The following is a 13,615-nucleotide window of genomic DNA, read 5'->3' as shown; positions in this document are numbered from 1 at the left end:
ACTACTTGGGTTCCAGCACCCGCCGAATCGCCAGTGCGAAGGCGATGCCCTCGTCGCCCTGGTCGCTGAGGCCGAGCGGCCGCGCACGCAGGCGGGCCACGTCGTCGCCGAGCGAGTCGGCCGTGCGGAAGTGCAGGTACCACACCGCACCGGCCCGCAGTTCGTCTTCCCCGAACACGTAGGTCGGGCGGTTCAGCCGGTCGCCGGCGACGCGGTTGAACTCGGTGCTCGCGGCCGCGAGCGTTTCGGGCGTCGTTTCGATCGCGTGGAACGCCAGCCCGCGGGTCGCGGCCATGTCCTTGATCGCGCTCGCGTCCGAGCCGGTCGCGTGCAAATAAACCACGCTGCGGAACCCCGCGTTCTTGAGCGCGTCGAACCCGTCGAGCGTCGGCTTGCTCCCCGCGAACAGCCCGTCCTTCACCTTCGTGTACCCGGTCCCGGTCGTCTTCGGCGGCTCGGTCGTTTGCGGCTTCACCGGCGCCCCGAGAAGGCCCGGCGTACCCGGTTGCGCGGGTCGCGCGGACGGGTTCGCGGGGAGCGGGTCCGGGAACAGTGTCTCGGCTCCGCCGCTCTTCGGAGGGGCGCCAATGTCCGGCGGCGGGAAGTTACTCGACCCTCCGGGCGGTTGGACCGAAGGCGCGGGCGACGTCGGTACGCCGGCCGGAGGGAGCAGGATCGAGTTCCGCGGCGCGCTCGGCAGGAAGGGTTGCGGGCGGTTGCCCGGTTCGTTCAGGTGGCAGCACTTGTGCCGGCACCCGGCCGCCCCGACCACCAGCGCGGCGACCGCGACGAGCATCAATTTCCGAGTCATGTGACGGTCCTCCGCGCATCGAAACGAACGTTCTCCGACATCCGATTCTAGGCTGCGGACGGGCGCGACCCACGGGACTTGAGCCGAACTGCGATAATTCCGATTGTGCAACGTGGCGGAGTTGCCGATTGTGCAACGTGTGCGGGCGTAGCTGCGTGGGTAAAATGAACAGGCTGCGGACATGTGGCAAAGTGTAGGGCGCGTCACTCGCACCCTACACCTCGCGAACCTTACTTCTTTGCCGCGGGCGGATCAGTGTAGTCGCGGGCGAGGTTCAGAAGCTCCTCCGCGGTCATCTGCTCGGTGCCGTTGGTCGCGCGCTTGCCGTCCTTCTCTTTGGCGCGAGCGGCCTTCACGGTCGCGCCGGTGATCGCGGGCTTCGCGTTGTCCGCGTCGGCTTTGTTCGACCAACTGTTGCGGATGTGGGCGAGCACACCGGCGATCTCGTAGTCCTTCAGCAGCGAGCCGTGTGCGGGCATGGCCGTGCCGGTGCCGGAGAACGGCTTGCCGTCCACCTCGATCGGCCCCTTGAGCCCGTAGAGCAAGATCCGCGAAAGGCGCGCGGGCGTCGCCTTGTCCCCCGCGACCCACTCGGACCGGTCCAGCGGCGGAATCGGCGGCTGTTCGCTCGGCTTCCCCTTCCCGTCCGGCAAGTGGCACGCGGCGCAGATCGCGTCGTACTTCTGCTTGCCGACCGCCTTCAGGTCGTCGACCGTTTGCGGATCGGGGTCGGCGGTCGGCCCCTGGACGGCGGTCGGCTTCGGGTCCGGCTCGTCGAACACGTCGCGCCGGAAGTCGGCGGAGTTCGCGCCGACGTAGTAGCCGCCCCACATGAGCAGCCCGCCGCACACGACCGCGACCCAGAACGGGATCGGCTCGAACCCGTCGCGCGGCTCGGCCTGTTCGCGCATCACCATCTCGTGCAGGCCCTGCACGGAGTCCGATCCGCCGGCGCCCGGCTCGTCGCTCTCGGGGCTGTCGTCCACGCCGTCCGCGGTGAGCATCACCGGGTCGTTCATCTGGATCATGTGCGCCCGGTGCAGGTCGGACACGGAGTCGCCGCCGGTCGGAACGACCGGCGCGTCCGTTTTCGGCGCGTCGTTCGGGTTCGGCGTGCTCATTCCTTCGCCTCCGGCAGCGGGACTTCGGCCTTCCGCAGCGCCAACAGGTACGCGACCAGCGCGTCGCCCTCGGCGGTCGGGATCACCTGGTACTCTTCTTCCGGCGTCGTCAGCCAGAACTCCAAGAGGCGCTTCTTGCCCTCGGGCGTGCCGATGTTGATCGCCTCGGGCTGGCCCGCGGTGTACTGCGCGACGAGGGCGCTCCCGCGGCTCGCGAGGACCGCGTCCCATTCTTTCGTACTCGGGCGCCACCGGTACCCGGGGTCGACGGTCCACTCGCGCCCCAGCGACAGTGCCTTGTCGCTGCGGCCCCCGACGATCTTCTCGCGGGCGTAGAAGAACGCGAACGACGGCATGATGCTCCACACGTTCGCCGACCGCGGGTTGAACAGGTGCGTGTGGTGCCAGGCGTCCGACGGGTTGCGGGCGCCGATGTTCGCGAGGTCCGGCCCGGTGCGCATGGTGCCGAGCATGGTCGGGTTGTCGTAGATGTAGTCGCGCGACACGGTGCGCCGCAGGCCGTAGCTCCGCTTGATGTCGGCCCCGGTCTTGTGCTCGCCGTTCGCGTCCCACCAGTCGCCGAACTTCTCGCTGCGCACCTGCTGCGTGTGACAGTACATGCAGCCGTTGTTCTGATAGACCTTGCGGCCCGCGAGCGCGGTGCCCTGGAGCGGCTGCGGGTACGGCTCGTCGCCCTCGTCCTTCTGGTACGGCTGCTGCTTCCCCAACTGCCAGAACGGGAACACGACCAGTCCCAGCCAGCTCGACGAGAACGTGAGCACCGCTCCCAGAAAAATCACCATCCCGCGGTCCATATCGGTCCCTCAAGAAACGCGCCGCGGACACTAAATGTCGAAACACGCGCCCAGTGTAAACACCCGAATCGCGTTCGCCTTACCCTGCTGATCGGCACCCGCAGATCGCCCCGCCGCGCGGCTAACATTCGCTAACAAATTTGGGGCGTCAAATTGTTAGCGAATCGCCGCAAACACAATTCCGCGAAGGCGTTGCAAACAAAGCAAAACCACCACCCGTGTTACCCCTGTTGCTGGGCTCAAAAGCGCCGCGGGACGCGCAATTCCCGGAGCCTCGGCCGCACTAAGCAATGAACACATGACCATTATATCCAATGTCGCGCCCGCGTCACAAGCAGGAACCACAAAATCGCCCGATCTTGCCTGCCCCGCGGTACTAGCGCTCGGGCCGCTCTCGGGGCACCCGATTTCACAGTTTCCGTTCGGCCGGCTCCACGAAGAACGTCGGGCCGGTGCGCTTCTGCCCCCACCCGGCGAGGTTCATCACGAACGACGTCGCGAACGCGATGTGCCCGGTCGTGAGCAAGATCCCCGCGACCGATCGCGCGAACAGGTGCGGTTGCGTGTACAGAACGATCTTGGCGAACGGCACGTCCGGGTTGTTCATCATGCGGCCCTGCCACCACCCGCCGATGGAGAGCGCCGCGAAGTACGCCGTGATCCCCACCGCGGCGCACCAGAAGTGGACGCGGATCAGCGTGCTACTCGGCCACTCGCGCCCGGTGAGGCGCGGGACCATGTAGTAGAACAGCCCGAAGAAAATCATCGTGACGAACGCATACGCCCCGAGGTGCGCGTGGGCCACGATGTAGTGCGTGAAGTGGGCCGTTTCGCTGAAGTCCTTCAGGGCCATGAGCGACCCCTGGAAGCTCACCACTGTGTACGAGATCGACCCGAACACGGTGAACCGCAGGGCCGGGCTGTACCGCAGGCGCTGGAAGTGCCCGAGCATCGTCATGTGGTGGTTGATCGCCACCGCGATCACCGGGATGAACATCATCATGCTGCCGACGGTGCTGGCGGTCGCGAGCCACGCCGGGATCGGCCCGCCGATCAGGTGGTGCATCCCGGCCCACGAGTAGAACAGCGCCAGCGCCCAGAACCCGATGATGCTCAGGTAGTAGCTGTGGACGGGGCGCCCGATGATCTTCGGGATGAGGTAGTACGCGGTCCCCACGGCGACCGGCGTGAACCACAGCCCGAGCACGTTGTGCCCGAACCACCAGTTCACGATCGGCTGCACCACGCCGGGAACGGGCATCCAGAAGATGACGAACTGGGCGACGAGGTAGAGCCACGGGAACCAGAACACCGCGCCGAGGATGTACCACTGCGTGACGTACACGTGGAGCTCGCGGCGCCGGCGGAACGTGGCCACCGTCCACGCCGAGACGAGCCCCAGCGCGGCCACGAAGAACGGCGGCGCGTAGGGCGGGGCGTCGAGCCACTCCACCGACTGGCCGTCGCCGAACAGGATGCCGAACACCGCGAGGAACACGCCCACGTTCCAGAGCGCGCCGGCCAGGTACAGCATCTTCGGGTAGATCAGTTCCGCGCGCGACAACCGGCACATGAGCCACAGGCACGCGGCCACCGCCGCGAGCGACGACCAGCCGATCCCGACCGACTGGAGGTGCGCCATGCGGGCGCGGCCGAACGTGAGTTCCGCGCTCCCGGTGAGGAAGTACGGGCTGTGGAGCTTGATCGACGCGAGGAGCGCGAGCGCGGACCCCACGAGCAACCAGAGCACCGCGCTCGAGGCGAAGAGCAGCACCGGTCCGCGGCACGACGCGTCGATTGCGGCGCGCTCTTCCGCCGATTTCGCGCGATCGTATTGGCGGGGTTCGGGTGCGATCACGGCCATGTCGAATCGGTCTCCGGGCGCGGGCGCGCCGAAGGGGTGGGAAAGTTTGTTGCGGCAGGCCCCCGGCCCGTCCTAGCGCCCGTCCCGCGTTCCGGGGAACGTGTCGGTCGCCTCGCCAACGGGCTCGTCCGGCCCGAAGATGGACTGCGAGCCCTGCTGAAAGTTATCGAACTGGCCGTCGCGGAACGCCCAACTGAGGGCGAGGGCGGCCGCGCCGCCGAACAGCACGATCGACCCGATCACGGTCGCGAACAGCGCGACGTCGGCCGCACTCACGGGCGCGCCCGGAACGGCGACCTCGTGGGCCGCGAACAGGGCGGCAAGCGCACTCATGGCCCTTATCCTTTCCCGTCCTTCTTGGGTTCGTCCTTCTTCGGCGCAACGGGGGCCGGCGGTTCCGGTGCGGGGAACGGCATCTTGTCGTTCGGCCCCTTGAGTGAAGAGAGCAGCTTCCCCCGCGCCTCGTCGCGCGACATCTTCGCGCCGACGCCGTTGAGGGCCGCCTCGTTGCGCGCCTTCACCTCGTCGAGCTTCGCGGCGGCGTCCGGCTTGGGCTCGCCCTTCAGATCGGTCTTCGATGCGTCCAGCACGTTCTCGCGGTTCGTCACGAGCCACATGAGGAACAGGAACGCGAACAGCACGCCCACCGACGCGCCCACCGTGATGAACGGGAAGCCCTGGGACGGGTCAGCGGGAACCGCGTTATTGGAGCTCGGGTCGGTCATTATCGTTGCGGGGTCGGGGTCCGAGTTCGGCACCGGGGAAGAAATCATCCCCGCCTGCGCTCTTCGTGTCCCCTCCCCGTCCTCCGCGTGTTACTGACGGCTGTCCTGAATCCCGGTTGCTGAACCCCGAATCCTGCTCAGGGCGTCTCGTTCTCGTACCCGATCGTTTCGTTCAGCCGCGCGTCGCGGATCGGGATCAGCGGCAGGCGCGTGAACCCCCAGATCGCCGAGAGCAGCACCACGCTGAACATGAACACCGGCGCCGCGGCGTCCAGCCAGTGGAAGTGGATCGTGTCCTGGTGCAGCACCGGCATCACCTGCCAGTAGAGATCATATGCGTGCATGACCAAGATCCACGAGCTGATGAGCGCGAGCCACACGGGGCTCCGCTTGTGCGCTCGTGGCAGCAGCATGAAAAACGGCACCACGAAGTACAGGATCGGGAGCAAAATGCTCATCGTGTTCCACGCCCCGTTGCGCCGGAGCAGGTAGAACTGCGTCTCCTCCGGCACGTTCCCGTACCAGATCAGGAAATACTGCGCGAACGCGATGTACGTCCAGAACACGGTGAACCCGAACATGATCTTCGCGACGTCGTGCAGGTGCTCCATCGTGATCGTGTTCCGCAGGAACCCCGCGGCCCGGAGCCCGAGCACCACGAGGACGACCGTGGCGAGCGACCCGCGGATGCCGCCGGCCCAGAAGTACACGCCGAAGATCGTGCTGAACCACGAGTACTGAAGGCTCATCAGGACGTCGAACGCGAAGAACGTGGTCGTGAGCCCCAGGAGCGCGACGCCCGACGGCGCCCACCACTGCATCTTCCGCGTGAGCGCTACGCCGCCGACCGCGTCCTGCTTCGTGGACCAGTTCCGCATCACCACCGAGTACCCGATCCACACCGCGAAGTAGATCACGATCCGGGTCGCGAAGAACGGCGTGTTGAAGTACAGGTGCTTGACGTGCCACAGGTGCTCGCCGTGCCCCTTTTGCGGCACGGTGTGAACGAACTCGTACCAGGCGTGCAGGTTGCCCGTGAACGTGCCGACCAGTACCGGCACGAACAGCGCCGTGAGCGGTATGATCGCGCGGTTGATGTTCTCGAACACGCGCCGCAACCCGACCGACCAGCCCGCGTCCGCGACGTGGTGGATCAGCGTCCAGAACAGCGCGCCGAGCGCGATGTCGAGGGCGAACACGTACCCGAACAGGTACGAGTGGTAGAACTGTTTCGCGTCCGTGAACAGCCCGATCACGAGCAGCGCGCCGGTGCCCAACAGGACCGCGACGAGGGTGCGAATACCGCTGGCGAGCGCGTCACCAACGGGGGCAACGCGGTCCGGCAGCCCGGCGGGGTAGGTGAGCGGCGGGGGTCCGCCGGCGCCGTCGGTGATGTTCGCGGTACTCATCGGCCTTCTTCTCTGGCTTCTTGTCGTGGCCCGGGTCCGGTGACCCGTCTTAACTCCTGTGGCACGGACGCTCTTTTCTGTGCCACCAACACGCAGATCGCAGTTACTTCTTGTCCGCCACCGCGTTCCCGTTCGCGAACTGCAACTCGCGGACGTAGGCCACGATCGCCCAGCGGTCCAGTGCGTCCCGCACCTGGTGCCCGTAGCCGGACATCGAGCCCTTCCCGTTGGTCACGGTGTTGAACAGTTGCCCGTCCGGTTGTGCCTGAACGTCCGGGGTGAGTACGTTCGCGGGCGGCACGCTCAGGCCGTAGGCGCCCACGATGCCGTAAGCCAGATCGCCGCCACCGCCGCGCCCGCTCGTGCCGTGGCAGACGGCGCAGTTGCGGTTGAACTGTACCTGCCCGCGCTTCAAGAGCGCCTCCCACCCGCCGACCCGCTCGACCGCTTGCGGCGGGAGGTTGTTCACGTAGTAACCCTCGCCGGTCAACTTCCCGGCGTCCCACTTGGGCTTCGCGGGCGCGCCGTCGGCCCCCTTCGCGTCGGCGTTGGCGATGCCGAAGTAGTACCGCTTGTCGGCCTTCAGGAAGTCCGGGTTCGGCACGCTGTGGGTGCCCGCATCGGCGCCGTAGTCGGTGCCGTCAAAGGGAACCGTGTTGTCCGGCGGGAGGCGGTTGCTCCGGCCGTCCGCGAAGTATTTGCTCTGACCCTGGCTCAGGTACTTCGGCTGGTACTTCATGTCGAGGACGATGTGCCACGGGCGCGAGTCGCTCTTCTTCCCGCGGAACCCCATCGCCGCGACCACGACCGTGAACGAGCCGAACAGCGCGGTGAACATGTACAGGTACGACATCACGCGCCCGCGCTTGCCCATCCACGACGCCAGCACCGTCGCCCCGAGCAGCAGCGCGGTCGTGCCGAGGATCACGGCCACCACCGTGTTCATGAACACGTTCGCGTCGATCATGTACATGCGAATGAACCTTGAAGAACCTACCCCCGGCCCCCTCCCTGAAGGGAAGGGGAGCAAAACCAAAACCTTCTGCCCCTTTTCAGGGACCGGGTAAGTCGACTTATGCTTCGACCACCGCCACGTGTTTGCCGCCGAGCGACTCCAGGAACGCGCGGGTCGCGTCCGGGCTGAAACTCGCGTCCAGGGCTTCGATTGTCAGGAAGAACCCCGCCTGCGTCCCGCGGTTGAACGTCGGGTGACTATCGAGCGGGTGAAAGAACTTCGGCAGCCCGCACAGCCCGATCAGGCTGAACAGCGTAAAGAACCCTGAGAACAAAATCGTCATCTCGAAGAACACCGGCACGAACGCTTCCCACGCCCGGTACTCCTTCCCGCCCACGATGGTCGGGTAGTAGTACGTCATGAGGTAGAACTGCAGCGCCGCGGCCGCGGTCAGCCCGGTCAGCCCTCCGGCGAGCGTGAACAGCGGCAGCCGGCTCCGCGTGCGCCCGATCGCTTCCTTCATCCCGTGGACATAGAACGGCGTCCACGCATCCAGGTGCTTGTAGCCGGCCGCGAGCGCCTTCTTCGCGGCGGCGAGCAGGTCCGTACCGTTGGCGAACTCGGCGACCGCGCCCCACGGCTTGCCCGTCCCGCCCGGGGTCGGGATGAACGCCGGGACCGGCTCGGTGTGCGGTTGCACTTCGGTCGGCGGGTGCGACGGCGGGCCGTAGGCTGCGGCCATCGCGTGGTCCTCGGTCGGGTACTGGCCGTGCTCGTCCTTCAGGTACTGTGATTCCGGCGTCGGGTGGTAGTGCGGGTTCGCCATCGGCAGCACGCCCTTCACCTCGGCCATCGCCACCATCGGCAGGAACCGGACGAACAGCAGGGTGAACGTGAAGAACAGCCCGAAGTCGCCGATCATCTGGAGCCAGTCCACCCACGTCGGGTGGAACTGCCCCCACGAGCCGGGCAGGAAGTCGTGGTGGAGCGATTGCACGATGATGACGAACCGCTCGTACCACATCCCGACGTTCACGAACGTCACGATGATGAGCACGAACCACGGCGTCTGCCGGCACCACCGGATCCAGAACACTTGAGGGATGAAGAGGTTACACGTCATCATCACCCAGTAGGCCCAGGTGTAGTCGCCGTCGAACGCGCGGTTCTTGAACGTCTGCCATTCATACGGGTTGCCGGAGAACCACGCGATGAACAGCTCCATGCAGTAGGCGTACCCGACGATGGTCCCCGTCGCCATGATGAACTTGCACATCACATCAATGTGCTTGATGGTGACGACGTTCTCGAGCTTGTACACGGCGCGGGCCGGGATCATGCACTGGAGCACCATCGCGAACCCGCCGAAGATCGCCCCGGCCACGAAGTACGGCGGGAAGATCGTCGTGTGCCAGCCCGGGATCAGCGACGTGGCGAAGTCGAAGCTCACGACCGAGTGGACGCTCAACACGAGCGGCGTGCTGAGGCCCGCGAGCATCAGGTACGCCACCTCGTAGTGGCGCCAGTGCCGCGTGCTCCCGCGCCACCCGAGCGCGAGGAACCCGAAGATCATCTGGCGCGTGCGGCTCTTGGCCCGGTCGCGGAGCGTCGCGAGGTCCGGGATCAGGCCGATGTACCAGAAGATCAGCGAGATCGTGAAGTACGTCGAGATCGCGAAGGCGTCCCACAGCAGCGGGGACCGGAAGTTCTGGAAAATGTGGTTCGCGTTCGGCAGCGGGGCCGAGAACCACGCGTACCAGATGCGCCCGACGTGCATCGCGGGGTAAATGAACGCGCAGATCACGGCGAAGATCGTCATCGCCTCGCTGAACCGGTTGATCGACGTGCGCCACTTCTGCCGGAACAGGAACAGGATCGCGCTGATGAGCGTGCCCGCGTGCCCGATCCCGATCCAGAACACGAAGTTGGTGATGTCGAACGCCCACGCGACCGGGATGTTGCTCCCCCACACCCCGACGCCGGTCGAGATGAGGTAGCTCACGGCCAGCACGCCACCGCACAGCAGCGACGTGGTGACGAGCAGCGTGGGCCACCACCAGTACGGCTGCGGCTTCTCGGTGATCGCGCTGATCTGCTCGGAGACGGTGGAGTAGTCGGCCGGCCCCCACACGAGCGGGATGCGCGGCAGCGGGTCCGGGAACTTCGGCCCGTGCCCGGCGTGCGTGTCGTGGGTGTGGGTGGTCTCGGTCACACTTCGCCCTCATCGACCAGGGCTGAAATCCCTGGCTATGTGCGGTGCCCCTGCTGGGGCACGTGTCTTACTGGCCCCGAAGGGCGCCGGGAGAGCCGGGAGCGTCACTCTCCCGATTTCGATACCATGTCCGGATTCCGGTTCCACCGGCGCGGGAGGTAGCTCGTCCGCGGTTTCGTGTTCAGTTCGCCGAGCAACAGGTAGTCGCTCTCCTGCGCCTTCAGCTTCGCCACCTTACTCTTCGGGTCGAGCATGTTGCCGAAGGTGATGGCCTGCGCCGGGCACGCCGCCTGGCACGCGGTCACGATCACGCCATCTGGAACGATCACGCGCCCGACCGCGTCGAGGTCGTAGCCGGCCGCGAGCGGGTTCTTCGGCTTCTTGTACGCGGAGAGCGAGCCGTCCGCGGTCTTGAAGCTGCCGTCCGTTTCGATCGTGCGCCGGTCCTGGGCCACTTCCGCGGCGGCGATCTTCGCCCCGTACTTCCCGCGCTCGAGGCGCTGGACGCAGTACGTACATTTCTCCATCACCCCGCGCATCCGCACGGTCACGTCGGGGTTCTTCTGCATCTTGAGCGTCTCGGGCACGCCGCTCTCGGTGAAACTCATGCCCCCGCTCGCGAACGGCGTCGCGACCCGCAGTTCGTCCAGCCGGCGCTTGTTGAAGTCGAACCAGTTGAACCGGCGGACCTTGTACGGGCAGGCGTTCGAGCAGTACCGCGTGCCGATGCACCGGTTGTAAACCTGCAGGTTCAGCCCCTCGGGGCTGTGGACCGTCGCGTTCACCGGGCACACCTGTTCGCACGGCGCGGCCTCGCAGTGGACGCACGCGACCGGCTGCGACACAATCGTCGGCTCGGCGTCGGCGGCCTCGCCGTGGGTCGTCGCGGACGAGAAGTAGCGGTCGATGCGGATCCAGTGCAGTTCGCGGTTGCGCTTCACCTCGTCCTTACCGACGACCGGGATGTTGTTCTCGGTCTGGCACGCGATCAGACACGCGGTACACCCGGAGCAGGCGCTGAGGTCGATCACCATGCCCCACTGGAACTGGCTGTCGAGCAGTTCCGGGCGCGCGAGGTCGAGCGGGAACCGCTCCTGCTTCACGCCCGACGGGGCCGGGGGCTGTTGCTTGTTGCCGTAGCCGCCCTGGAACTCTTTCTTCAGGGCCTCTTCGGTGATGTGCCCGGTCGGTGCGATCCCGAGCTTCGGGCCGTGGTCGTGGGCGCCGCCCGGTTTCTCGTGCCCGTGGTCCGAACCGGGCTGGTGATCGTCCTTCTTCTTGCCCGCGTCCACCTCGCGAACGATGTCGCGCCCCTCGGGGATGACGCCGTGCTCCTGCGTGGTCACGAGGTCCGCTTTTCGGCCGGTCTTCTTCAGCGTGGCACCGACCGCGGTGTGCAGTGCGGTGGACCGGCGCAGCGGGAGCACGTCCGTTCCGCCGCCGTTGGGAACGTGCGCGATCCGCATCTGGCCGAACTGCCCGAACGGGAGCGCGACCGAGTAGTCCGCTTGCCCCGGCAGCACGAACACCGGCACCGCGAGGGTGGATTCACCGAGCCGGATTTCAACGATGTCGTTCTGCGCGACCCCAAACGCGGTCGCGGTCGCGGGACTCAGGATCGCGGCGTTGTCCCACACGAGTTTCGTGATCGGGTCCGGCATCTCCTGGAGCCACGGGTTCATCGCCCCGCTGCCGTCGTACAGCGCGTAAGACGGGTGGAACGTGAGTTCGACCGCGTCCTTGGTAGGCGCTTCGGCCGGCTGGTAAGGTGCGAGAGCGGCCGCCACGCGCGCCTTGTTCGCGCTCACGCCCTTCGGCTTGCGGTTCGTCTCGTCCGGCTTCGCGAACTTGAGCGCTTTGGCTTTGTCCGCGTCCACCGGGAAGAACCCGACCTGCTTGTAGCGGTTGAACTCGTCGTCGAAGTTCGGGGCCGTCAGCGCGATGCCGCTGCGGTCGCTGAACGCCTTGCGGACGTAGCCGTAACCGGCCTTCTGCGCCGCGGTGAACGATGCGACCGGCTTGCCGTCCGCACCGGGCGCTTGCGTGAGCAGCGCGAGCACCTCCAGCGCGGTGCGCCCGCCGCGCGCGGGCGGGGCCGCATCATCACTGCCGCTCTTACCGCTGTTGAGCGGCGCGATCAGCGGTTGCACGCAGCAGAGCGACCCGTCGCCGGCTTCCGTGTCGCCCCAACCTTCGAGGAAGTGCGCGAGCGGCAGGTGCCAGTCGCACCTCTCGGACGTTTGATCGAAGAACGAGCCGAGCCGGATCTTCTTCGCGACCTTGGCGAGTTCCTCACCGAACCGGAAGTCGGCCGGTGCGTTGAACACCGGGTTGCCGCCGATGACAAGCACCGTGCTCACGCGGCCCGCCGCGATGTCCGTGACGAGTTCTTTCAGCGTCTTGTCGACTTGTTCCGCGGGCGCGTCGCGGAACTCGGCCATCCCCGCTGCGTAGTTGCCCAGCGCGTCGTTCAGGGCGTGCGCGAGTGCGTGAACCCACGCGGCTTGCCGCGGGCCAACGACGATGAGGCTCTTGCCCGCGTGCTCGGCAAAATCCTTCGCGACGCTCTTCACCCACTTACCGGGGAACGAGCCTGTCGATGCGGGAAGCACATCCGGCACCGCGTCCGGCTTCTTGAAGCTCGCCGCGTGCGTCTTCTTCAGCTCGTCTGCCAGCGCGAGCAGGTACGCGCCCACTTGTGTGGCCGGCACGCGCAGCCGGTGATCGGCCATTGTGCCGGTCACGGTGTACGTCGACTCCACGACGTACAAGCGGTTCATGTGCTCGGATTTGCGCTTCGCAGCGAACCCGCGGGAGTGGAACACGCCGTCCGCTTCGTTGCCGAGGAAATCGCTATCGAGCGCCAGGACGCGCTCCGCTTTGTCGAAGCGGTACCGCGCCACCAACTTCGAGCCGAACGCGGTCTCCGCACCCTTCAGCGATTCACTCGTATCAACGGCCTCGTAGCTGTGCCACGACGCGAGCGGGAGCTTGTCCTTGATCGCCGCACGCAGTACACGCAGCGCGGGCGAAGGCACCTGCTCCGTGAGGACGTAGAACCCCTTGCCCTTATCCTTGACGAGCTTCTCGGTTTCGCCGCGCGCGAACCGGTCGAAGTCTTCCCACTTCCGCGCGGCCTTCCCCTCCATCACGCCGGGGTACTTGTCCGACATCACGCGGTCGGGGCTGTAGAGATCGAGGACCGACGCCTGTGCGTGGACGTCCGTGCTGCCGAGGCTGGACGGGTGCTGCGGGTTGCCCTCGATCTTGGTGGGGCGCCCGTCGTGACTCTCCACGAGAACGGGGAGAGCGCCGCCGGTCCGCGGAACGCTCGTCGCGTAGAACGTCGGCTTACCGGGAACGACGTGACCGATCTGTTCGTCCGGCACCGCGGAGAACGGGAGGATCTGGATGTCCGGCCGGCGGCACCCGGCGAGGGCCGCAGCGCCCAGCGTCGCGACCGACAGCGCCATGAACCTGCGGCGATTCAGCCCGACCGATTCGGGCTCATCGCCCCTCAGTTCCGCCGCGCCGAGGGACTCGAACACGTTGGCGTAGCCGGGGAACTCTTCCGACGCGGACGCCCGAAATTCCGGCGAATCCGCCAGTTGTTCGAGACTGCGGTAGTAGCTCTGTCGGTCCATGTGAACCCTTCGCCCGCATCGGAACCAAACCAATCGGATCGGGAACCCGGGGTGAAACT

General features: G+C 66.6%; 10 protein-coding genes and 1 pseudogene. All 11 read right to left on the bottom strand.

Annotation, left to right across the window (positions count from 1 at the left end; genetic code table 11):
• Position 1: 1 nt before the first annotated feature.
• Complete coding sequence (locus J8F10_RS28815) at positions 2–811, bottom strand: hypothetical protein (protein WP_210659876.1); 810 nt, start codon at positions 809–811, stop codon at positions 2–4.
• Between the two features lie 230 nt (positions 812–1,041).
• Positions 1,042–1,932, bottom strand: a complete 891-nt coding sequence (locus tag J8F10_RS28810) for a c-type cytochrome (RefSeq protein ID WP_210659875.1) — start codon at positions 1,930–1,932, stop codon at positions 1,042–1,044.
• A complete protein-coding gene (locus J8F10_RS28805) occupies positions 1,929–2,747 on the bottom strand; it encodes a cbb3-type cytochrome c oxidase subunit II (protein WP_210659874.1) in 819 nt (272 codons plus the stop codon). The genes J8F10_RS28810 and J8F10_RS28805 overlap by 4 nt, the downstream gene beginning before the upstream one ends.
• Before the next feature lie 409 nt (positions 2,748–3,156).
• Positions 3,157–4,611, bottom strand: a complete 1,455-nt coding sequence (locus J8F10_RS28800; RefSeq protein WP_210659872.1) for a cbb3-type cytochrome c oxidase subunit I — start codon at positions 4,609–4,611, stop codon at positions 3,157–3,159.
• Between the two features lie 72 nt (positions 4,612–4,683).
• Positions 4,684–4,944, bottom strand: coding sequence for a hypothetical protein (locus J8F10_RS28795; protein WP_210659869.1), 261 nt, complete (start codon positions 4,942–4,944; stop codon positions 4,684–4,686).
• A gap of 5 nt (positions 4,945–4,949) precedes the next feature.
• Positions 4,950–5,384 carry a hypothetical protein gene (locus tag J8F10_RS28790; RefSeq protein WP_210659867.1) on the bottom strand — a complete coding sequence of 145 codons (435 nt, stop codon included), beginning with the start codon at positions 5,382–5,384 and terminating at the stop codon, positions 4,950–4,952.
• An 89-nt stretch (positions 5,385–5,473) separates the two neighbouring features.
• The gene (locus J8F10_RS28785) at positions 5,474–6,745 is read right to left on the bottom strand and encodes a hypothetical protein (RefSeq protein ID WP_210659866.1); all 1,272 of its coding nucleotides are present in this window, start codon (positions 6,743–6,745) and stop codon (positions 5,474–5,476) included.
• Positions 6,746–6,848: 103 nt separating this feature from the next.
• Complete coding sequence (locus tag J8F10_RS28780) at positions 6,849–7,718, bottom strand: c-type cytochrome (protein WP_210659865.1); 870 nt, start codon at positions 7,716–7,718, stop codon at positions 6,849–6,851.
• Between the two features lie 100 nt (positions 7,719–7,818).
• Positions 7,819–8,442 (bottom strand): DUF3341 domain-containing protein, encoded by a 624-nt coding sequence (locus J8F10_RS40965; protein ID WP_390891155.1) that lies wholly within the window; start codon positions 8,440–8,442, stop codon positions 7,819–7,821.
• Positions 8,443–8,505: 63 nt separating this feature from the next.
• Positions 8,506–9,849 (bottom strand): annotated as a pseudogene (gene nrfD / locus J8F10_RS40960) (NrfD/PsrC family molybdoenzyme membrane anchor subunit); the annotation flags it as partial.
• A gap of 167 nt (positions 9,850–10,016) precedes the next feature.
• The gene (locus tag J8F10_RS28770) at positions 10,017–13,556 is read right to left on the bottom strand and encodes a TAT-variant-translocated molybdopterin oxidoreductase (RefSeq protein WP_210659860.1); all 3,540 of its coding nucleotides are present in this window, start codon (positions 13,554–13,556) and stop codon (positions 10,017–10,019) included.
• Between the last annotated feature and the right edge of the window lie 59 nt (positions 13,557–13,615).

This window comes from Gemmata palustris (genome assembly GCF_017939745.1).
Taxonomy (GTDB): Bacteria; Planctomycetota; Planctomycetia; order Gemmatales; family Gemmataceae; genus Gemmata; species Gemmata palustris.
This window is presented reverse-complemented; position numbering and strand designations above follow the sequence as displayed.